This window comes from Elusimicrobiaceae bacterium (assembly GCA_028700325.1).
Taxonomy (GTDB): domain Bacteria; phylum Elusimicrobiota; class Elusimicrobia; order Elusimicrobiales; family Elusimicrobiaceae; genus JAQVSV01.
In genome coordinates, this window is the sequence record JAQVSV010000037.1 from 1 (window position 1) to 18,562 (window position 18,562).

Sequence of the window (18,562 nt, forward strand, 5' to 3'; positions counted from 1 at the left end):
AAACAGTTTTCGCTTTCGTTCAAGCATAACACCACGCCTTTGGCCAACCCGCTGGAGTTGAGGACTATCCGCCGCAGAATAGCGATAATCAACACTCTGCTTACAGAAAAAGAATTGGGGAGCACCAAATGAGCAACGAAACAAGACCCGGCAGAAAAACCTTTCAGGGTGTGATTGTTTCCGACAAGATGGACAAGACCCGCGTCGTAAAAGTGGAGCGGCAGTACAAGCACCGGATGTATGAAAAGATTATCCGGACGGCTACGCGGTTCCACGCTCATGACGAGGAGAACAAGAGCAAGCTCGGAGACATAGTGGAAATCATGAGCACCCGCCCGCTTTCAAAACTCAAGCGGTGGCGCATAACCCGGATTATCAGGTCCTTTGAGGCGTGATAGCCGGCGGAATTAGTGGTTCGGAGAAGACAGAATGATTCAGCTCAGAACGATAGTGAATGTGGCGGACAACTCGGGCGCGAGAAAGCTGCAATGCTTCAAGGTGAAAGGCGGCAGCCATCGCAAATACGCGAGCCTTGGCGATATTGTGGTCTGCTCGGTGAGAGACGCCATACCGACCTCTCCCCTCAAGAAAGGGGATGTCGTGAAAGCGGTGGTCGTGCGGATGAAGAAGGAAACCCGCCGCGCCGACGGTTCCTATATCCGGTTCGATGACAACGCGGTTTGTGTCATTACCGATGCCATGGAACCGAAGGGAACCCGCGTATTCGGGCCCATAGCGCGCGAGCTTCGCGAGAAAAATTTTCTTAAAATCATCTCGCTCGCGCCTGAAGTAGTGTAAGAGGACACCGAAATGATGAAGATAAAAAAGAAAGACACGGTTCTAATCCTTTCCGGCAAGGATTCCGGCGACACCGGCGAAGTGATCAAGGTTATCCCGGAGAAGAGCCGGGTTGTCGTGGGCGGCAAGAATATCGTCACCAAGCACTCCAAGCCCACGCAGGGCAACCCCGGCGGGATACAGAAAAAGGAAAACCCACTCCACATTTCCAATGTGGCGCTGGTCTGCCCGAAGTGCAAAAAAGCGGGCCGGCCCAAAATCGAAACGATTGATTCGGGCGAGAAAGTCCGGGTCTGCCGCAAATGCGGCGAGACGATAGTCTGACCCGAAATTTTCGCGCGCTGATTTAAACGCGAACCCAAGGAACAAACGAGATGGCAAAAAAGAAAACAGAAGGCGCGGTACAACAGCCCGTGCCGAAGGATTATCAGCCCCGGCTGAAAAAAACATACAGGGAGAAGATCCTGCCCGTTCTTTTGAAGGATTTAAACACTTCGTCCCCCATGTCCGTACCGAAGCTGACCAAGGTTGTGATCAACATGGGCATTTCGGAAGCGAAGGACAATATTCAGGTGCTGGAGCAGGCCCGGACAGATCTGTCGCAGATTACCGGGCAGCAGCCGCAGATCCGCAAGGCGAAGAAGTCCATTTCGAACTTCAAGCTGCGCGAAGGCATGCCGATTGCCGTGCGGGTGACTTTGCGCGGCGACAAGATGTATGAATTCGTGGACCGGTTCATAGCGATTGCCTGCCCCCGGATTCGCGATTTCCAGGGATTTTCGCCCAACTGTTTCGACGGTCGCGGCAACTATAATCTTGGACTCCGGGACCACCATATCTTCCCCGAGGTTGATATGGAGAAGACGCCTCAGGCGCACGGTATGAACATTTCGTTCGTCACCACCGCCCAGTCCGACGAGCATGGCCGGCTGCTGCTTGGTTATCTGGGCCTGCCGTTCAGCAAGAAGAAATAAGGAGAAGCGACAATGGCAACATTCGCCTGGATGGCAAAAATGCGCAAGCCGCAGAAATTCGCAGTGCGATTCCGCAACCGGTGTCAGGTTTGCGGGCGGCCCAGAGGATACTACCGGGACTTCGGCCTCTGCCGTATATGTCTCCGCAAAATGGCCCACGAGGGATTAATCCCCGGGCTCAGGAAATCTAGCTGGTAAGAGGGAAGAGACCATGGATCCGATAGCAGATCTTCTTACAAGAGTTCGCAACGCCGCGATGAAGAGAAAGGAGCGGGTGGATATTCCGTTCTCGAAAATGAAACTGGAGATAGTCCGCGTACTTAAAGACGAGGGTTATATAGCCAATTACAAGGAAATCCCGGCCGCCGAAGGCAAACCGCGCGGCACGGTTCGGGTATTTCTGAAATACTCCGAAGGCAACGACGGCCTGATCGGCGGCCTGAAGAGAATTTCCCGGCCGGGCTGCAGAATTTACCGGTCATATCTTGATATTCCGAAGGTCCGCGGACCTTTCGGCATTTCAATTCTTTCCACATCCAAAGGTGTGATGTCCGACGCCGACGCCAAAGCCAACAAGGTGGGCGGCGAGGTCCTCTGCCAGGTGTGGTAGTAAAATTTAACAACGGGTGCTAAACTATGAGCAGAGTAGGCAAAAAACCCATCACGATACCTGCAAAGGTTAAGGTGACGATAAATGGTCCCGAAATAAAGGCCGAAGGGCCGCTGGGCAGTCTGATTTTCACATTGCCCCAGCACATCAGCGCCACGGTGGACGGCAATACCGTTCTTGTAAAAAAGGACGGCGACGCCAAGCAGCTCGACGCGATGTTCGGGACGGCAAGAGCGAGGATTAATAACCTTGTTAACGGAGTCTCGTCCGGATTTGAGAAGGCTCTCATTGTAAACGGCCTCGGTTACCGGGCTCAGATACAGGGCAAGAAAGTCAATATGGAGCTGGGTTTTTCGCACCCGATCCTGCTGGACATTCCGCACGGTCTGAGCGTGGAGTTCGACGCCAAGAACAGCAAGCTCGTCATTAAAGGCGCGGATAAGGCGCTTGTGGGTGATTTTGCGGCGTCAATCCGCCGGTTGCGCCCGCCGGAACCCTATAAGGGCACGGGTATCCGCTACGAAGACGAGCATGTTGCCCGCAAGGCAGGCAAAGCGGCCGCCAGCGGCAAGAAGTAAGGCGAGGAACTAACATGAGAACCAATCAGGAACGATATCAGTTCAGAAAAGACCGTGTTCACCGTCAGCTTTCCACGAACGGTAGCAACAGGCCGAGACTCAGCGTATACCGCAGTCTTCGTTACATCTATGCGCAGGTGATTGACGACGCGACGGGCAAAACCATCGCGGCGGCCTCCACTCTGGCGCCGGAGCTTAAAGGCAAATTTAAGACTTCCGAGAAAAGCATAGAAGCCGCGACCGCGCTTGGCGAACTGATCGCCAGGAAAGCCATTGATGCGGGCGTTAAGGAAGTTTGTTTTGACCGCGGCGCGCGGATCTACCACGGGCGGGTCAAAGCCGTGGCGGAAGGCGCGCGCAAAGCCGGCCTCACCATATAAGTTTAGGAGCATTGTCAAATGTCTGAAAAGGCGCTTAACAGAAACGAAACAAAACCCAAAACCGGCCCAGTCGGCGGCGGTTCCCTGCGCAAGCAGGTGACCAATCCGGTCGAAGAGGCGGTTGAGAAAACCACGGTCGTAAACCTGTCCCGCACATCGAAGGTAGTAAAGGGCGGCAAGAGATTCTCTTTCCGCGCGCTGGTGGTGGTGGGCAAGGGCAACGGCGAAGTGGGAGTGTCAATCGGCAAGGCGAACCAGGTGCAGCTGGCCATCCAGAAAGCATCGCTTCACGCCAAGCGGAACATGATAAAATTCCCGCTGAAAGCGGACTCTATTCCGCACGAGATTATCGGGCATTTCGGAGCCGGCAAGGTGTGGATGAAGCCCGCCGCGCCCGGCACCGGCGTTATCGCCGGAGCGGGAGTGCGGGCGGTGCTGGAGGCGGCCGGAGTCAAGGACGTGCTGGCCAAGAGCCTTGGCAGCAACAACGCGTTCAATATGGTCTACGCGACCTTAGAAGCGCTTAAACAGCTTAAAAGCCGCGACGCGGTCAACGCGTCGCGGGGCAAAGCCGCCTAAGCGGTAAATAAAGAGGCATAAGAAGATGATCGGACTCAATACTCTTTCACCTATGAAAGGTTCCACCCACCGGAAAAAACGCGTGGGCACCGGCCGGGGTTCAGGACACGGGGAGCACAGCACCCGCGGTCTTAACGGCCAGTCCTCGCGGTCCGGTAACGGCCCCAAGGAGTCAAAGGAAGGCGGTCAGATGCCGCTGTTCCGGCGTATTCCGAAAAGCGGGTTCTCAAACAGGAAGTTCGCCATTTCTTGCGAATGGGTGAATCTCTCCGTCATTGCCGGCAAGTTTGAAAAAGGCGCAGTCGTCACACCGGAAACCATGAAGGAAAAGGGTCTGGTCTGCTGCGCCTGCAGAGTGAAGGTTTTGGGCGGAGGGGAACTTTCCCACCCGCTTGAAATCAGCGCGCATGGCTTTTCGAAATCCGCCAGGGAAAAAATCGAAAAAGCCGGCGGCTCTGCCATTGTAATTACCGAAAAAAACTGAGGCATTGTAAATAATGCAGTCAGGACTAATGAACCTGTTCCGTATACCGGAACTGAAGAAGCGGATGCTTTTCGTGCTCATCGCGCTGGCGGTTTACCGGGCTGGGGCGGCAATCCCCATTCCCGGCATAAACAGCGAGGCGCTGCGTTCGTTATTTGACGCGAACCGGAACAATCTTCTGGGTTTCCTGGATATTTTTTCGGGCGGCGCGCTGGGCAAGTTCTCGATACTCTCGATGGGCGTGATGCCGTACATCAACGCCTCGATCATCATGAGCCTGCTTTCGGGCGCGCACGTCATCCCGTATCTCGACCGCCTGTCGAAAGAAGGCGAGCTGGGCCGGCGCAAAGTCAACCAGATAACCCGGGTGTTCACGCTTGTGCTGGCGGCGTTCCAGAGTTTCGGGCTGACGATGGCGCTGTCGCATATGCCGACTCCGGGCAATGTGCCGATCGTGATAGATCCGTCGCCGCTGTTTTTCTTTACGACGGTGCTTACGCTGACCACCGGCACGCTGTTTGTAATGTGGCTGGGCGAACAGATGACGGAAAACGGAATAGGAAACGGCATTTCGCTGATTATTTTCGCGGGTATCGTGGACAGGATTCCGTCCGGCATTCTTAACCTAGTGCGGCTGGTGCAGGCGGATGAAATCGGGATAGTGTTTGCGCTGGTTATGGCGGTTGCCATATTCGGAATCATGGGTTTTGTGATCTGGGTTGAAACGGCCCAGCGCAAGATTCCCGTGCAGTACGCCAAGCGTCAGGTGGGCCGGAAAATGGTCGGCGGGGCGAGCAGTTATCTGCCGCTCAAAGTGGATCAGTCGGGCGTTATCGCGGTAATCTTCGCGATTTCACTGCTGATGCTGCCTATGACGATCATGCAGTTTAATCCGACCGCGGCCTGGGCGCAAAGCCTTATGGATTATTTCAATAGCGGCGGGTTCCTGTATGAGGCGGCATATGCCGCGCTTATCGTGTTTTTCTGCTATTTCTATAATTCGGTGAGCATCAATCCGAAGGAACTGGCTGACAACATGAAGAAGTGGGGCGGTTTTATTCCCGGCATTCGCGCGGGCGACCCGACCGCGTCGCATATCGAATGGATACTCAACCGCATCACATTCGGTGGCGCGCTGTTTGTTGTATTGATTGCCATTGTGCCCGACGTTCTGCGCCAGAAATACGCGCTGCCGTTCAGTTTCGGCGGCACGACGCTGCTGATTGTGGTCGGCGTCGCGCTTGACACTATCGGCCAGCTGGAAGCGCATCTGCTTATGCGGAACTACGAGCCGATGATGAAAGGTCAGCGCATCCGTGGCCGCTGGTTTAACGTAGGTTCCCAGTAGCATCGGACAGGAACGCGGCTGGCACGGGGTGCTGAGAAGAATGCGGGAAAAGTTTTTGGCAGTGCGGTGAATGCGGGCCGGCGAATCGGGCGGGCCGTAACCGCTGGGAAGCAAGGATTTAACCGTCTCCGGCCTGCGTCAACGCCGGAGGCGGCTTTTTCAGGAGCCCGGGCGTGAGCTTGCGGGCAGTGGAAGCGGAAGGTTATGGAAACCGGGGATCTTCTGTTTTAACGCATGGCAGTTTCCGGGAGTCCGGGTGGAAATCTGGCAAATAACGCTTCCCTAAACCTTTGAAAAGTAATAAAATATAGTAACGAGGTGACGACGTGAACGTGATTTTATTGGGCGCACCCGGTGCCGGAAAGGGTACTGCGGCGCCGTTATTGTGCCAGAAACTGGACCTGCGGCATATTTCGACCGGCAATATTTTCCGTGATGAAATAGCGCGGAAAACCGAGTTCGGGCTTAAAGTGCAAAAGCTCATCAGCGAGGGCAACCTCGTGCCCGACTCGATGGTTATGGACATTGTCACCGCCACATTGCGCACCATCAGGCAGGGGTTTCTGTTCGACGGGTTTCCCCGCACGGTGGCGCAGGCGACAGAGCTGGACGCGTTTTTAAAGTCCGAAGGCAGGAAAATTGATTTTGCCATCCTAATTGACGCGAACGAGGATGTTGTGGTTCGCCGGATCGCCGGCCGCAGAACCTGCGGCAAATGCGGCCAGATTTATAACGTGCTTACCGGCACGCCTCCGAAGGCGGAGAACGTGTGCGACAAGTGCGGCGGCGCGCTCAGGCACCGGGAAGACGATACCGAAACCGCGGTGCGTCATCGCATGGTTGTTTACCGGGAACAGACCGAACCGCTGATCGAGTATTACAAGACCCGGACGAATCTGATCGCCGTGGACGGGACGAAAACACCCGCCGAAGTCAACGGTTCGATATTTGAAAAAATCGGAGTGGTAGCCAGATAATGTCGCATCAGTCCGGGAAGCGGGCGGGCATAGTCCCGATAAAAAGACAAGGGCTGATCGAGCTGAAAACCCCCGGCGAGCTGCTAAAAATGCGCAAAGCCGGACAGGTTGTCGCGAAGACTCTGGCCGTGCTCAAAGATGCCATCCGGCCGGGCATAACCACCGGAGAGCTGGACCGGATCGCCGGGAAAACGGTTTACGATCTGGGCGCGAAGCCCTCGTTTCTGGGCTACTGCGGATACCCGGCGGTGCTGTGCGCATCCGTTAACGAGGAAGTGGTGCACGGGATACCCGCAGATGGCCGTGTGCTGAAAGCCGGCGATATAGTCAGCCTTGACATGGGCGCGTTTGTTGAAGGGTTTCACGGCGACTCGGCGATTACGGTGCCGGTCGGAAAAATCAGCGCGCGGACGCAGAAACTCATTGACGTGACCCGGACTTCGCTCGAGCGGGCGATTGAAATCATCAGGCCGGGCGCGACGCTCGGCGATATAGGGCACGCGGTGCAGAGTTATGCGGAAGGGTGCGGGATGTCTGTCGTGCGCGATTTTGTCGGGCACGGGATCGGCCGCAGGATGCATGAGGAGCCTCCGGTTCCGAATTACGGGCGCAAGGGAGCGGGACCGGCGCTGGAAGCGGGGATGGTGATCGCGGTGGAGCCGATGATCAACGCTGGCGGGTATGAAGTGCGGGTTCTGGAAAACGGCTGGACTGTAGTGACTGTTGACGGCAGCCTGTCCGCGCACTTTGAGCACACGATAGCGGTTACCGAGCATGGCTGCGAACTGATGACTCTGCCCTAGTGAAAAGATTTTCGGGTTATGCCGGGCTGGATTTTGAGCAGCAATAAAGCAGTTGCCGCGGAGCAGTAACGGCGAATAAGGGGGCCCGGAACAAGACACAGTTGTCCGGGCCGACAAAGGAGCGCATAAAAGCCGCTTATGGGAAATGACAAGATAGAAGTGGAAGGTGTAATAGTGGAATCTCTGCCGAACGCCTCTTTCCGGGTGGAAATACCGGGTGGTAAAATTTTACTGGCCCATATTTCAGGCAAGATGCGCATACACCATATCCGCATACTGCCCGGTGACAAGGTAAAGGTGGAGCTATCGCCTTATGATCTGACGAAAGGCAGAATTGTATACAGAGCAAAATAAGGAGGCCGCGGAGTGAAAGTTCCGCGGATGCCTAAAAAAATGAAAGTTAGAGCCAGCGTGAAGAAAATCTGTCAGAAGTGCAAAGTGATACGGCGCAACGGTGTCATTCGCGTGATTTGCAGCGTGAAGAAGCACAAGCAGCGCCAAGGCTAATCAAACACAAGGACAAAAAAGGAGGAAGTTGATTCCGGACTTCAAGAACCGGCGGGAAGACGGCCCTGAAACATGCGGGTGGCCCCCGGCGGCACAGCAGAATCGGCCGGCCGTAAACCGAGCGGGAAGTCAGAAACAAAGGAATTGACATATACTATGGCCAGAATTGCCGGAGTGGATTTACCGAAGAACAAAAGGATTGATGTCGCGCTCTGCTACGTCTATGGCGTGGGGCAGACGCGCTCAAAGGAAATCTTCGCCAGGCTTGGTAACGAGATCAGCCCGGAAACCCGGGTGAAGGATCTTACCGAGCATCAGGTGATGCTTCTGAACAATACCCTGCAGAAAGAATACAAGGTCGAGGGCGAACTGCGGCGTGAAATAACGCAGAATATCCAGCGTTATATTGAGATCGGCTGCTACCGCGGCCTGCGTCATCGCAGAGGCCTGCCTCTGCGCGGACAGCGCACCCGCACCAACGGCCGCACAAGACGCGGCAAGAGAAAAACCGTAGGTTCAAAGTAAGGGGTATATAAAATGGCAGAAAAGAAAATCACCACCAATAACGCTGCGGCCTCGACACCCGCGGCAGGCAAGAAAAAACAGCGCAGAACTGTTTCCTTTGCGGTTATCCATATCAAATGCACGTTTAACAACACCATAATAACCGTTACCGACGACAAGGGCAACGCCCTTGGCTGGTCAACCTCCGGCTCCAACGGGTTCCGGGGCACGAAGAAGGGCACTCCGTTCGCGGCGCAGATAACCTGCTCGCGCGCGCTCGACAAGGTGAAAGATGCGGGTATCAAGGACGCGACCATTCTGGTCACCGGACCCGGACCCGGACGTGAAACCGCCATCAGAGCCGTACAGGCTACGGGGATACATGTAGTCAGCATAAAAGATGTAACCCCCATTCCGCACAACGGATGCAGACCCCCTAAAGCCAGAAGGGTGTAACGGAGGATATGTTAAATGGCCAGATATACTGAAGCAAGATGCAAAAAGTGCCGGAAACTGGACACAAAACTGTTTCTTAAAGGCACCAAATGTTTTACCGGCTGCGTGATGGAAAAACGCGCGGCCAAACAGGGCCGGTTCCAGAGTTTCCGGAGCAAGAAATCGGAATACGCGGTTCGGCTTATGGAGAAACAGCGCGCGAAATTTGCAGCCGGGATGACCGAGCGGCCGTTCAGCAATTTGTTTGTGAAAGCGACGCATATGCCCGGCAGATCAGGCGAGATGTTCCTGCGGCTGCTGGAGACGCGGCTGGACAACGTTGTCCGGCGGCTGGGGTTTGCGGTGTCTTTGCAGGCTGCGCGGCAGCTGGTGAGCCATGGTCATGTGAAAGTGAACGACCGCCGCGTTGACGTGGCGTCATTCCATGTAAAGCCGGGCGATCGGGTCACGCTTGATTCGGCTGTTGCCGGGACTACCGCCGTCAAGCAGGGGCTTGAAGAAACGGACAAGCGCGCTTTGCGGCCCAGCTTTCTGGAATACGACGGGGCGAAATTCTCCGGGAAACTGCTCAGATGGCCGGATCGCGGCGAGATGTCATATTCGGTTAACGAGCAGCTGATTGTCGAGTTCTATTCAAAATAAAATTTCCGGAGGAAACGCGAATGTTTGTTGAAGAATTGGTACTTCCCGCGAAAGTCACCGCGGACGATAAAACAGTCAGCGAGTTTTACGGCAAATTCATCGCCGAGCCCTACGAAAGCGGGTACGGCCACACGGTGGGCAATTCATTGCGCCGGATATTGCTGTCGAGCCTTGACGGCGCGGCGGTAACCGCGGTTCGCCTTGAAGGCGCGGTGCATGAGTACAGCACTCTGTCCGGCGTGCGCGAGGATGTGATAAATATCCTGCTCAACCTCAAACGCCTGCGGGTGAAAATGCACAGCAACGGCCGGGAATATATTTACCTCAACGCCGCCAAAGACGGCGCGGTGACGGCGGCGGATATAACCGGCAACGACAATGTTGAAGTGCTGAACAGGGACCTTGTGCTGGCGCATCTGGAGCCGGGCGCGAAGCTGTCGGCCGAGCTGGAGATTTCGATGGGCCGGGGTTATGTGTCGGCCGACGAGATCGCGAAAGTGCAGCGGCCGGCGGGTTTTATCCCGATGGACGCGCTGTTTTCGCCCGTGACAAAGGTGCATTACGACGTGCAGCCCGCCCGCGTAGGCCAGAAGACCGACTATGACAGGCTTGTCATCGAGGTTCATACGGACGGCACGATCAACCCCAAGGACGCGCTGCAGAAAGCGGCATCCCTGCTGAAAAAATCGCTGCACATCTTCACGCCGGAAGGCGAGCTCGCGGATGAACCCGCGGGCGGAACCGGCGCCGCCGAACCGGTTAAGCTTGACAGCAGCATTGCCGACAAGCTTAACCAGCCGGTTGACATCATAGAACTTTCGAGCCGCTCCGCCAACTGTCTTAAGGCCGCGCAGATCCACATAGTGCGTGATCTGGTGACCAAGACCGACGAGGAGCTGAAAGCGATCAAGAATTTCGGGAACAAGTCCCTTGACGAAATCAAGGAAAAGCTCACCGAGATGGGACTTTCGCTCGGCATGGACGTTTGACGGAGGAAGGATTTTAAAATCCGAGAGCAAGAAATGATCAAAAACCTAGGACATCGCAAACTTTCAAAGACAGGCTCCCACAGACGGAGCATGTTCGCGAACATGACAACCAGTCTCCTTTTAAACGAGGAGATCAAGACAACCGTTATCAAGGCGAAAGAGCTGCGCCGCGTGGTGGAACATGTCATCACGCAGGCTCGGGACGGCAAGAAGGTAGCCGTCATGCGTACGGTAAGAAACAGGGTTGCCTACAAGAAACTGTTTGAAGTAATCGCTCCCCGGTACTCCACTCGGCCGGGCGGCTATACCCGGATACTTCGCATAGGCCGCAGGGCCGGCGATAACACCGAGATGTCGCTCATCCGGCTGGTGGATTAGCAAAAGCGATGCTGGATTATCTGTTTAGCCTGTTCTCCAGCGACATGGGGATGGATCTGGGCACGGCCAACTCGCTTATTTACGTAAGCGGAAAAGGCATAGTGTTGCGGGAACCCTCCGTGGTCGCGATAGACAGGGAAACAAGACAAGTTCGTGCCGTCGGGAGTGAGGCCAAGCAGATGCTTGGCCGCACTCCCGCCAACATCATTGCGGTCAGGCCGTTGCGCAACGGCGTGATAGCGGATTTCGAAGTGACGCAGGAAATGATCAAGTATTTCATCCGCAAAGTGCACAACCGCCGCAACCTGCTGCATCCGCGTATAGTTATCGGAATCCCTTCGGGGATTACCGAAGTGGAACGCCGCGCCGTTCAGGAAGCCGCAGAACAGGCTGGCGCGCGCGAAGTATGCCTGATAGAGGAGCCCATGGCCGCGGCCATTGGAGCTGACCTCCCGATTTCCGAGCCGCACGCCAGCATGATAGTAGACATCGGCGGCGGCACCACAGAAGTGGCCATAATATCGCTTGGCGGGATGGTGGTGACCAAGTCAATAGATGTGGCCGGCGACGAAATGGATGACTGCATTATCCAGTATTTCCGCAGGAAGTACAATCTCATCATAGGCGAAACGACGGCCGAGGATGTCAAAATAAAGATCGGCTCGGTGTTTCCGCTCAAAGAGGAGAAAACGCTTGAGGTCAAGGGCCGGGACCAGTCGCAGGGCCTGCCCAAGACGCTGGTGGTTACGAGCGAGGAAATACGCCAGGCGCTCATGGAGCCCATCCGGCTGATCGTGGATGTGATCAAGAACGCGCTGGAGGAAACTCCGGCCGAGCTGGCCGCGGATCTGGTTGACCGCGGGCTTGTGATCGCGGGCGGCGGGTCGCTTATTCGTGGGATAACCGATTTGATAAGGCAGGAGACGGATTTGCCCGTGCATCGCGCGGCTGATCCGCTCAGCTGCGTGGCTATCGGCACGGGGAAGTATCTGGAAGAGCTGGACAATATCAGAAACCGAAGACCCGATTTTGCAACATGGTACCGGGGACGCGCCAGATAATCGGCGGCCCCGGTTCCCTTTTACAGGAATTTTAGGCAGTTGCGCTGTAATCCCGGCGTCCCCGTTCGCGGGGCGCGTAAAGGCTGATGCGGAATATCGGGTTTCCGGGCTGTAACGGAGACTATGGACAGGGAAAGATGCTCCGCCGGCATTTCGCTGGTGACATTTTCGTTAGTTTCAATAGTGCTGCTCCTGTTGCCGCTGAGCCCGCTGGTGGGCACGGTGCGGGGGCTGGCCGGCGCGGTGTTTTATCCGTTTTTGCGCCCGGCCGACGCGCTGGTTCACAATTCCGTACAAATACCCCAGAACGCCAGAATGCTGCTGGACGCGGTGGACGAAAACCGCGCGCTCCGGCGGCGCAATCTCGAACTGCAGGCCGCACTCGGCCAGTATGAAGCGCTGCTGGAAACGGCGCGCCGCTATGACGAAATGACCGGCTCCGCCGGACAGCTGCGCTGGAGCGGCGTGTGGGCGCGAGTGATCAGCGCGGTTCCTCCCGACAATTACAGCAGTGTCATTATAAACCGCGGCGCGAAAGACGGGGTGCGGATCAAGGATCCGGTGCTGGCCGTTTACCGCGGCGCGGTCGGGCTGGCTGGCAAGGTTATAGAAACGTCGTCGGGCACGGCGCGGGTGATGCTGGTGTCGGATCCCATGTCGTCGGTGACTTGCAGCATCAGGGATCGCGGCACCGACGCGCTGCTGGAAGGCCTGAACGGGAAATACCTGCGGCTGAATTACATTCCGCCGGACAGCAATATCGCGGTCGGCGACACGATAGTAACGTCAGCCGTGAGCGTGCTGTTCCCGGCGGGCGTAACGGTCGGCAGGGTAGTCGAGCTGTACCCCAGGGAAGCGTTCATGACATTTCTTTCCGCGCGGATCGAACCGGCCGTAAATATCGGCGGGATCGGCGAGGTGTTTGTGCTGGCCGGAGGGCAGAAATGAACTTTTTGCTTTGGCCGCTGCTGTTTTGCGGGTTTGCCGGCGCGCACTGGTTTGTCGGGCAGTACTGCGCGTTTTTCGGAACGGCGCCGTCGGTTCTGCTGGCGGCTACGGTGGCGTGCGCTATCGCGAGCGCGCCGGCCCAGGCGATGGCGTTCGGGTTTTTTGCGGGTCTGTTCGCGGATTTTCTCGCGGTGCATTTGTTCGGCGGATACGCGCTGCTTTTTGTGATTACGGCCTATGCGGTCTGCTTCGCCAAATCGCGGATCTATTTTGAAACGCCGGCCGCCCAGTTCTGGCTGTGCGCCGCGCTGACTCTGTTGTGCGCGGCGGGTTATATGGCGGAGAGTCTGGTTTTTCTGGACAAGCCGTTTCCGGTCGTGTGGCGGACATGGTTTTTGACGCCGGTTTATAACGGGGCGCTGTGCATGGCGGCGTTTCCGTTTTTCCTGCTGTTCCGTCCGGTCCGCCGGATAACTTCCGGCGGCGGGCTGTTCGGACGGTGACCGGGAGGTTCCGGCCTGGCCGGGCAGCCGGTTCGGAGGCTCGGTATTTGAAAATGGTATGGGTTTGATAAAAGTCCCAAAAGAGAGGCTGGAACACCTGTGGCTGCTGGTTTATCTGGTGGTCGCGGTGCTTGCGCTGCGGCTGGTGGACATCCAGTTATTCCAGCACAGCCGGTTTCTGGCCGCCGCCGAGCGCAACCGGACGCAGGTGCTTATCCAGAACGCTCCGCGCGGGCGGGTGATAACGAAGGACGGGGCTATTGTAGCCACCAATAAACCCACTTTCAGCCTTGTGTTTCTTCCTGCCGCGTCGGGCGAGACGGGATATTTTGACAAGCTGGCCGGAGATTTCGCGGGCCTGCTGGGCAATGACAAGCTCGAGATTTTAAACATCATGCAGCAAGCCAGCCGTCACGGCCGGCCCGTGCGGCTGGCGGAGAATCTGAGCGCGCGGGAGATGTTTTCGCTTTCGGAGCTTAAAGCGTTGTATCCCGGCATCGAACTGGTGGTGGAAACCAAGCGCGCCTATCCGTACGGCTCGATGCTGAGCCATCTGCTGGGATATATGGGCAAAATGAGCCGGCCGGAATGGCTGGCCTATCGGAAAGACGGGTACCGGTTTGACGACCGGATCGGCAAAACCGGAATTGAAAAGATCTTTGAAAAATATCTCAAGGGCCGCGACGGCGGCATTTACCTGGAAATTGATTTCCGGGGGCGGCTGGCCGGAGTGCTGGCCCGGCAGAAATGGGAACCGGGCTCGGACGTAAGACTGACGGTTGATTTCAGGGCGCAGGAAGCGGCTGAGCTGGGCCTGCGCAATTCGCTGACTCAAAAAGGCGCGGTGGTGGCCATTAATCCGCAGAACGGGGACATTCTGGCAATGGCGTCGGCTCCGGATTTCGAACCGGCGATGTTCATAGAAAAAAGTTCTTCGAGCGTGCGCGCGAAACTGCCGGAATTCAACTATGCCATTCAGGGCCAGTACGCGCCGGCCTCCACTTTTAAAATCATCGTGGGCGCGGCGGCGCTGGAAGCGGGCTACCTGAAACCGGGCGACCGGTATTTCTGTCCCGGCTATTATGACACCGGATCCCGGCGGTTCCAGTGCTGGGAGAAGAAAGGGCATGGTTCGCTTGATTTCATACAGGGCATGGCGCATTCCTGTGACGTGTATTTTTACAACGTGGCGGTGAAGATGGGCCCGTCCGCCATTGAAAAATATGAAATGGGGTTCAGGCTCGGCATGCCCACGGGCGTGCCGCTGCCGGGGGAAGTGGCGGGCAGGGTCTTCGGCCCGCGCCAGCGCGCGCAGCAGCGCAGTTACTGGTTCATGGGCGATACTCTGAACCTTTCCATCGGGCAGGGCGAACTGCTGGTCACGCCGATCCAGATGGCGCAGGTAATCGCGGCGGTCGCCAACCGCGGCAGTTTCTGGCGGCCGCAGTTCGCCGAGCAGATCGTGGATAATTCCGGCAAGCCGCTGTTCCGGAAAAAAGTGGAACTGCTCAGCCGGGTTAATCTGGGCGATACCACGTGGGATATTCTGTGGCAGGCGCTGCGCGAGGTTGTAACAGCCGGGACGGCGGCGGGCATTAATGACAGGGATCTGGAATTATACGGCAAAACCGGCACCGCCCAGACTTCGCGGGGCGACGAAAACGCGTGGTTCGTGGCGTTTGCCCGGCGCGATGGCAAGGCGCCCGACATAGCGGTGGCGGTCATGGTGCAGCACGGCAAGCACGGCTCCAGCGCGGCTGCGCCTATTGCGCGCAATGTCATACGCGCATATTACAGGCTGGACGAGAAGAAAAACAGGGCGGACGCGCAGGCCCGGCAGTCCGTCGGGGTTTCAACGGGCGCCATTACGGCAGGCGCCGGACTGCTTGAGAAAAAGCCAGTGAAACAGGGCGCTGCCACGGTGAATCCGTCCGGCGGGCCGGTGCCGGCCGCGCCGGATCCCGCGCCGGTGAAAAGCACGGGCCCGGCCGGAACGTCGTTCAGCCCGGCGAGAGTGTCCGGGCCGAAATGGGACAGACAATGACAGCATTTGCCACAGACAGGCGTGAATTGAAAAAAGGCCGGCTTGACTGGATACTGGCGGCTACGGTGGCGTTTATCGCCACGATCGGAACAGTGGCCATTCTTTCTTCGGTAACGGGTTTGCCGTTTGGCGAGCGCGTTATCCATATCCATATGATGGCGCTACCTGTCGCGGCCATATTGTTTCTGTTCGGCTGGAGCGCGAATTATCAGATTTACCAGGACCAGTGGAAAGCGTTGTACGGGCTCATTCTGGGTTTGCTGCTGGCGGTGCTGGTGCTGGGCTCCACGGACCGGGGTTCGCGGTCGTGGTTTCATCTGGGTCCGATTTCCATGCAGCCGTCTGAACTGTGCCGGGTGGGCCTGATACTGGTGCTGGCCAATTATCTTGACAGGAACGCGCCGCGCGTAAAGCAGCTGAGCACTTTTCTGGGCGCGGTGCTGCTTATTCTGCCGGTTTTCGCGCTGATCATGCTGCAGCCGGATTTTTCCGCGCTCATTGTCACTTTTCCGACGCTGGTGGCGATGCTGTACTGCGCGGGCGCAAGCCTGGCGCATCTGTTCAGCGTTGTCGGGTTCGGGTGCGTGACGGGCGCGCTGACCGTTTTGTGGACGCTTATTCCGCTTTACCCGGACTGGCTTGAAGAAAGCGCGCTGGCTCAGAATTTCATGTCGTTTTCGAAGTTCGGTTTGCCGGCGCTGGCGTGTGTCGGTGTTATTGCGGCGCTGGTGTTTTTTGCGTGGAAAGCGTGCGTGAGGTTCAGGGTGCGGGTCCGTCCGGCGCATTTTATAGGGGCGGCGGCTGTTCTGATAGGGGGGTATGTCACCGCGATAGGGGTGCAGACCCAGATCAAGGATTACCAGCGCAAGCGGTTTGAGGCGTTTCTGGCCCCGCAGGCCGATCCGCGCGGCGCGGGCTATAATGTGCTGCAGTCTAAGATCGCGATCGGGTCAGGCGGGTTCTGGGGCAAAGGCGCGTTTTCCGGCACGCAGGCGCGGCTCGGGTTCGTGCCGGAACGGCATACGGATTTCATCATGGCGGTGGTGGGCGAGGAGATGGGGTTTGTCGGCTCGTTCGGAGTGCTGGCGCTGTATCTGCTGATGCTGTGGCGGCTGACGGTTATCGCGCGGCTTTCGCGCGACCAGTTCGGCTATCTGAGCTGCTGCGGCATTTTCAGCATGTTTTTCATTTACCTGTGCATTAATTTCGGCATGGCGGTCGGAGTGATGCCGGTGGCGGGCGTGCCGCTGCCGCTGCTGTCGTACGGCGGGTCTAATCTGGCGGCGTCGTTCTGGGCGTTCGGGATCGCGGAATCGGTGTACGCGCGCAGGATGGCGCTGGTATGATGGCAATGCAGCCGGGTGGCTTCAGGGAAAAGAAAAACCCGGCGGTGCGGCCGGGCGCGGCGGAGGCGGTTTCGCGCGTACGGATCAGGCTGGCTCGCGGCGGGCAGGCCGCACGCGTAAGCCCGCGCGAGCAACTGCAGCTGTTCCGGGAGATGGTGTCCGTGTCCGGGCTTGATTACGCGGTTAAATCGGGCAACGTGAAAATGTCGTTCGGGCCGGCAATCGTTGAGGGTTATGAAAGCCGTTCGGAATACGCCGATCTGTTTTTGAAAGGTTTTGTTGACAGCGCGGGCGCGGCGGCCAGCCTGTGCGCGGTTTGCCCGGCCGGTTATGAAGTGCTTGGGGTAAGGCGCGTACCGGTGCAGTTTCCGTCGGTGGAGGAGATGCTTGCGGCGGTCAGTTACACGGTGCGCGGCGGGTTTGACGGCACGCTTGACGAGTTTGACGGTTTTGTGGGCGGGTGCGGGCCGATCCTGCGTGAAAAATCCGACGGGCGGGTGCTGGCGCTTAATCCGGCGGAGCTGGTGCTCAAGACGTCAATGCCGGAGCCGGGCGTGCTTGGGCTGCTTATGGCAGTGGGTGCGGGCCGTAATTTAAGGCCGGAGCTTTTGCTGGGCCGTCACAGCGGCAGGGAACTGGCGCCGGGGCGTGATATAAAGGTTATAAGGGAAGAGTTTTTCTGGAAGTCTTCGGACGGCAGTTTAATACCCGTCTGGGACTGATAAAATGGCATGGCCGGTTGCGCCGGGCACGACAGCCGGCAAAACGGATTTTAGAGAGGTAATCGAAATTATGAAAAGACAACAGTCTTCACACAGGCCGGAAAAAGTTGAAATAATAGCAAACACTTCGTTTGAGGAAACCCGCATAGCGATTCTGGAGGACGGGCGGCTTTCCGAGCTGCTCTGGGAACGGCGCGGCACGCTCAACATAGTGGGCAACATCTACAAGGCGGTGGTCGAGAACGTGCTGCCGGGCATTTCCAGCGCGTTTGTGAATATCGGCTACGACAAAAACGCCTATCTGTATATTTCCGACGTGATCGGCGGCGACAAGGAGCCTATTGACAAGCTGATCCGCAAAGGCGAGGAGATCATGGTGCAGGTGGTCAAGGACGCGATCGGCACCAAGGGCATGAAAGTAACGATGGACATTACGCTTCCGGGCCGTTACCTCGTGCTTACGCCTTACCAGACTTTTGTGGGCGTGTCGAAAAATATCGAGGATGACGAGAAACGGCAGAATCTGTCCGACATGGTGGCTCGGCTGGCCGACCGGTATCTTTCGGATATGGGCTGCATCGTGCGCACCGAAGCGGAAGACGCGACTGAAGAGGAGCTTGAGAAAGAGATGAAATATCTCTTCAAGCAGTGGGACTCGATAAAAAAACAGTTCGACACCTGCCGCGCGCCCAAGCTGCTGCATAACGATATGGATCTGGTGCTGGCGGTGACGCGCGATATCATGTCGGAGGATGTGGCGGTCTACATGCTCGACGACGAGCGGGATTACCGCAGCGTGCTCGATTTCGTGACCAAGATCTCGCCGGAACTTTCCAGCCGGATCAAGATGTACGAAGGCAAAACCCCGATTTTCACCGCGTTCGATGTCGACAAGGATATCGATAATCTCCGCCGGGTCAAGCTGGAGCTG

The 18,562-nt window shown here is 57.1% G+C and carries 27 protein-coding genes; all 27 read left to right on the forward strand.

The window, feature by feature from the left end; translation table 11 throughout:
• Positions 1-128: 128 nt before the first annotated feature.
• On the forward strand, positions 129-395 hold the full coding sequence (rpsQ, locus tag PHW69_06020; protein ID MDD4004744.1) for a 30S ribosomal protein S17: 267 nt from the start codon (positions 129-131) through the stop codon (positions 393-395).
• Between the two features lie 34 nt (positions 396-429).
• Complete coding sequence (rplN, locus tag PHW69_06025) at positions 430-798, forward strand: 50S ribosomal protein L14 (protein ID MDD4004745.1); 369 nt, start codon at positions 430-432, stop codon at positions 796-798.
• A gap of 12 nt (positions 799-810) precedes the next feature.
• The gene (gene rplX, locus PHW69_06030) at positions 811-1,122 is read left to right on the forward strand and encodes a 50S ribosomal protein L24 (protein MDD4004746.1); all 312 of its coding nucleotides are present in this window, start codon (positions 811-813) and stop codon (positions 1,120-1,122) included.
• 50 nt (positions 1,123-1,172) lie between these two features.
• Positions 1,173-1,772 carry a 50S ribosomal protein L5 gene (rplE, locus tag PHW69_06035; protein MDD4004747.1) on the forward strand — a complete coding sequence of 200 codons (600 nt, stop codon included), beginning with the start codon at positions 1,173-1,175 and terminating at the stop codon, positions 1,770-1,772.
• 12 nt (positions 1,773-1,784) lie between these two features.
• Positions 1,785-1,970, forward strand: a complete 186-nt coding sequence (locus PHW69_06040; protein ID MDD4004748.1) for a type Z 30S ribosomal protein S14 — start codon at positions 1,785-1,787, stop codon at positions 1,968-1,970.
• A 13-nt stretch (positions 1,971-1,983) separates the two neighbouring features.
• Positions 1,984-2,382, forward strand: coding sequence for a 30S ribosomal protein S8 (gene rpsH, locus PHW69_06045; GenBank protein MDD4004749.1), 399 nt, complete (start codon positions 1,984-1,986; stop codon positions 2,380-2,382).
• Positions 2,383-2,408: 26 nt separating this feature from the next.
• Positions 2,409-2,960: a 50S ribosomal protein L6 gene (rplF, locus tag PHW69_06050; GenBank protein ID MDD4004750.1), complete on the forward strand. Its 552-nt coding sequence runs from the start codon at positions 2,409-2,411 to the stop codon at positions 2,958-2,960.
• Positions 2,961-2,974: 14 nt separating this feature from the next.
• Complete coding sequence (gene rplR, locus PHW69_06055; GenBank protein MDD4004751.1) at positions 2,975-3,340, forward strand: 50S ribosomal protein L18; 366 nt, start codon at positions 2,975-2,977, stop codon at positions 3,338-3,340.
• Between the two features lie 18 nt (positions 3,341-3,358).
• Positions 3,359-3,919 carry a 30S ribosomal protein S5 gene (gene rpsE / locus PHW69_06060; protein ID MDD4004752.1) on the forward strand — a complete coding sequence of 187 codons (561 nt, stop codon included), beginning with the start codon at positions 3,359-3,361 and terminating at the stop codon, positions 3,917-3,919.
• Between the two features lie 25 nt (positions 3,920-3,944).
• The gene (gene rplO, locus PHW69_06065) at positions 3,945-4,403 is read left to right on the forward strand and encodes a 50S ribosomal protein L15 (protein MDD4004753.1); all 459 of its coding nucleotides are present in this window, start codon (positions 3,945-3,947) and stop codon (positions 4,401-4,403) included.
• A 28-nt stretch (positions 4,404-4,431) separates the two neighbouring features.
• A complete protein-coding gene (gene secY, locus PHW69_06070; protein ID MDD4004754.1) occupies positions 4,432-5,751 on the forward strand; it encodes a preprotein translocase subunit SecY in 1,320 nt (439 codons plus the stop codon).
• Positions 5,752-6,077: 326 nt separating this feature from the next.
• Entirely contained in the window at positions 6,078-6,728 is a 651-nt protein-coding gene (locus PHW69_06075; protein ID MDD4004755.1) for an adenylate kinase, read from the forward strand.
• Positions 6,728-7,531 carry a type I methionyl aminopeptidase gene (map, locus tag PHW69_06080; protein MDD4004756.1) on the forward strand — a complete coding sequence of 268 codons (804 nt, stop codon included), beginning with the start codon at positions 6,728-6,730 and terminating at the stop codon, positions 7,529-7,531. The genes PHW69_06075 and map overlap by 1 nt, the downstream gene beginning before the upstream one ends.
• A 138-nt stretch (positions 7,532-7,669) precedes the next feature.
• Complete coding sequence (gene infA / locus PHW69_06085; protein MDD4004757.1) at positions 7,670-7,885, forward strand: translation initiation factor IF-1; 216 nt, start codon at positions 7,670-7,672, stop codon at positions 7,883-7,885.
• 39 nt (positions 7,886-7,924) lie between these two features.
• Entirely contained in the window at positions 7,925-8,038 is a 114-nt protein-coding gene (gene rpmJ, locus PHW69_06090; protein MDD4004758.1) for a 50S ribosomal protein L36, read from the forward strand.
• Positions 8,039-8,194: 156 nt separating this feature from the next.
• Positions 8,195-8,563, forward strand: a complete 369-nt coding sequence (gene rpsM / locus PHW69_06095) for a 30S ribosomal protein S13 (GenBank protein MDD4004759.1) — start codon at positions 8,195-8,197, stop codon at positions 8,561-8,563.
• Between the two features lie 12 nt (positions 8,564-8,575).
• Positions 8,576-8,998 carry a 30S ribosomal protein S11 gene (gene rpsK / locus PHW69_06100; protein ID MDD4004760.1) on the forward strand — a complete coding sequence of 141 codons (423 nt, stop codon included), beginning with the start codon at positions 8,576-8,578 and terminating at the stop codon, positions 8,996-8,998.
• A gap of 15 nt (positions 8,999-9,013) precedes the next feature.
• On the forward strand, positions 9,014-9,640 hold the full coding sequence (gene rpsD, locus PHW69_06105; protein ID MDD4004761.1) for a 30S ribosomal protein S4: 627 nt from the start codon (positions 9,014-9,016) through the stop codon (positions 9,638-9,640).
• A 20-nt stretch (positions 9,641-9,660) separates the two neighbouring features.
• A complete protein-coding gene (locus PHW69_06110; protein ID MDD4004762.1) occupies positions 9,661-10,629 on the forward strand; it encodes a DNA-directed RNA polymerase subunit alpha in 969 nt (322 codons plus the stop codon).
• Positions 10,630-10,662: 33 nt separating this feature from the next.
• A complete protein-coding gene (gene rplQ, locus PHW69_06115; protein ID MDD4004763.1) occupies positions 10,663-11,007 on the forward strand; it encodes a 50S ribosomal protein L17 in 345 nt (114 codons plus the stop codon).
• An 8-nt stretch (positions 11,008-11,015) separates the two neighbouring features.
• On the forward strand, positions 11,016-12,068 hold the full coding sequence (locus PHW69_06120) for a rod shape-determining protein (GenBank protein MDD4004764.1): 1,053 nt from the start codon (positions 11,016-11,018) through the stop codon (positions 12,066-12,068).
• 123 nt (positions 12,069-12,191) lie between these two features.
• Positions 12,192-13,016 (forward strand): rod shape-determining protein MreC, encoded by an 825-nt coding sequence (locus PHW69_06125; protein MDD4004765.1) that lies wholly within the window; start codon positions 12,192-12,194, stop codon positions 13,014-13,016.
• Complete coding sequence (gene mreD / locus PHW69_06130) at positions 13,013-13,519, forward strand: rod shape-determining protein MreD (protein ID MDD4004766.1); 507 nt, start codon at positions 13,013-13,015, stop codon at positions 13,517-13,519. The genes PHW69_06125 and mreD overlap by 4 nt, the downstream gene beginning before the upstream one ends.
• A 58-nt stretch (positions 13,520-13,577) precedes the next feature.
• Entirely contained in the window at positions 13,578-15,563 is a 1,986-nt protein-coding gene (mrdA, locus tag PHW69_06135) for a penicillin-binding protein 2 (protein ID MDD4004767.1), read from the forward strand.
• A complete protein-coding gene (locus PHW69_06140) occupies positions 15,560-16,909 on the forward strand; it encodes an FtsW/RodA/SpoVE family cell cycle protein (GenBank protein MDD4004768.1) in 1,350 nt (449 codons plus the stop codon). The genes mrdA and PHW69_06140 overlap by 4 nt, the downstream gene beginning before the upstream one ends.
• Positions 16,906-17,631, forward strand: coding sequence for a DUF2344 domain-containing protein (locus tag PHW69_06145; GenBank protein ID MDD4004769.1), 726 nt, complete (start codon positions 16,906-16,908; stop codon positions 17,629-17,631). Before PHW69_06140 ends, PHW69_06145 begins: the two co-directional genes overlap by 4 nt.
• Positions 17,632-17,701: 70 nt before the next feature.
• Positions 17,702-18,562, forward strand: an 861-nt coding sequence (locus PHW69_06150) for a ribonuclease E/G (GenBank protein ID MDD4004770.1), incomplete at its 3' end; no start/stop codon positions are given.

What these genes read in the sequence shown, in the direction of transcription:
- rpsQ (MDD4004744.1), top strand. Translation starts at nt 129, where the DNA reads ATGAGCAACGAAACAAGACCCGGCAGAAAAACCTTTCAGGGTGTGATT.
- rplR (MDD4004751.1), top strand. Translation starts at nt 2,975, where the DNA reads ATGAGAACCAATCAGGAACGATATCAGTTCAGAAAAGACCGTGTTCAC.
- PHW69_06145 (MDD4004769.1), top strand. Translation starts at nt 16,906, where the DNA reads ATGATGGCAATGCAGCCGGGTGGCTTCAGGGAAAAGAAAAACCCGGCG.
- map (MDD4004756.1), top strand. Translation starts at nt 6,728, where the DNA reads ATGTCGCATCAGTCCGGGAAGCGGGCGGGCATAGTCCCGATAAAAAGA.
- PHW69_06125 (MDD4004765.1), top strand. Translation starts at nt 12,192, where the DNA reads ATGGACAGGGAAAGATGCTCCGCCGGCATTTCGCTGGTGACATTTTCG.
- secY (MDD4004754.1), top strand. Translation starts at nt 4,432, where the DNA reads ATGAACCTGTTCCGTATACCGGAACTGAAGAAGCGGATGCTTTTCGTG.
- rpmJ (MDD4004758.1), top strand. Translation starts at nt 7,925, where the DNA reads ATGAAAGTTAGAGCCAGCGTGAAGAAAATCTGTCAGAAGTGCAAAGTG.
- mrdA (MDD4004767.1), top strand. Translation starts at nt 13,578, where the DNA reads ATGGGTTTGATAAAAGTCCCAAAAGAGAGGCTGGAACACCTGTGGCTG.
- rpsE (MDD4004752.1), top strand. Translation starts at nt 3,359, where the DNA reads ATGTCTGAAAAGGCGCTTAACAGAAACGAAACAAAACCCAAAACCGGC.
- PHW69_06110 (MDD4004762.1), top strand. Translation starts at nt 9,661, where the DNA reads ATGTTTGTTGAAGAATTGGTACTTCCCGCGAAAGTCACCGCGGACGAT.
- rpsK (MDD4004760.1), top strand. Translation starts at nt 8,576, where the DNA reads ATGGCAGAAAAGAAAATCACCACCAATAACGCTGCGGCCTCGACACCC.
- rplN (MDD4004745.1), top strand. Translation starts at nt 430, where the DNA reads ATGATTCAGCTCAGAACGATAGTGAATGTGGCGGACAACTCGGGCGCG.
- PHW69_06120 (MDD4004764.1), top strand. Translation starts at nt 11,016, where the DNA reads ATGCTGGATTATCTGTTTAGCCTGTTCTCCAGCGACATGGGGATGGAT.
- rplX (MDD4004746.1), top strand. Translation starts at nt 811, where the DNA reads ATGATGAAGATAAAAAAGAAAGACACGGTTCTAATCCTTTCCGGCAAG.
- infA (MDD4004757.1), top strand. Translation starts at nt 7,670, where the DNA reads ATGGGAAATGACAAGATAGAAGTGGAAGGTGTAATAGTGGAATCTCTG.
- rplE (MDD4004747.1), top strand. Translation starts at nt 1,173, where the DNA reads ATGGCAAAAAAGAAAACAGAAGGCGCGGTACAACAGCCCGTGCCGAAG.
- rplF (MDD4004750.1), top strand. Translation starts at nt 2,409, where the DNA reads ATGAGCAGAGTAGGCAAAAAACCCATCACGATACCTGCAAAGGTTAAG.
- mreD (MDD4004766.1), top strand. Translation starts at nt 13,013, where the DNA reads ATGAACTTTTTGCTTTGGCCGCTGCTGTTTTGCGGGTTTGCCGGCGCG.
- rpsH (MDD4004749.1), top strand. Translation starts at nt 1,984, where the DNA reads ATGGATCCGATAGCAGATCTTCTTACAAGAGTTCGCAACGCCGCGATG.
- rplQ (MDD4004763.1), top strand. Translation starts at nt 10,663, where the DNA reads ATGATCAAAAACCTAGGACATCGCAAACTTTCAAAGACAGGCTCCCAC.
- rpsD (MDD4004761.1), top strand. Translation starts at nt 9,014, where the DNA reads ATGGCCAGATATACTGAAGCAAGATGCAAAAAGTGCCGGAAACTGGAC.
- PHW69_06040 (MDD4004748.1), top strand. Translation starts at nt 1,785, where the DNA reads ATGGCAACATTCGCCTGGATGGCAAAAATGCGCAAGCCGCAGAAATTC.
- rplO (MDD4004753.1), top strand. Translation starts at nt 3,945, where the DNA reads ATGATCGGACTCAATACTCTTTCACCTATGAAAGGTTCCACCCACCGG.
- rpsM (MDD4004759.1), top strand. Translation starts at nt 8,195, where the DNA reads ATGGCCAGAATTGCCGGAGTGGATTTACCGAAGAACAAAAGGATTGAT.
- PHW69_06140 (MDD4004768.1), top strand. Translation starts at nt 15,560, where the DNA reads ATGACAGCATTTGCCACAGACAGGCGTGAATTGAAAAAAGGCCGGCTT.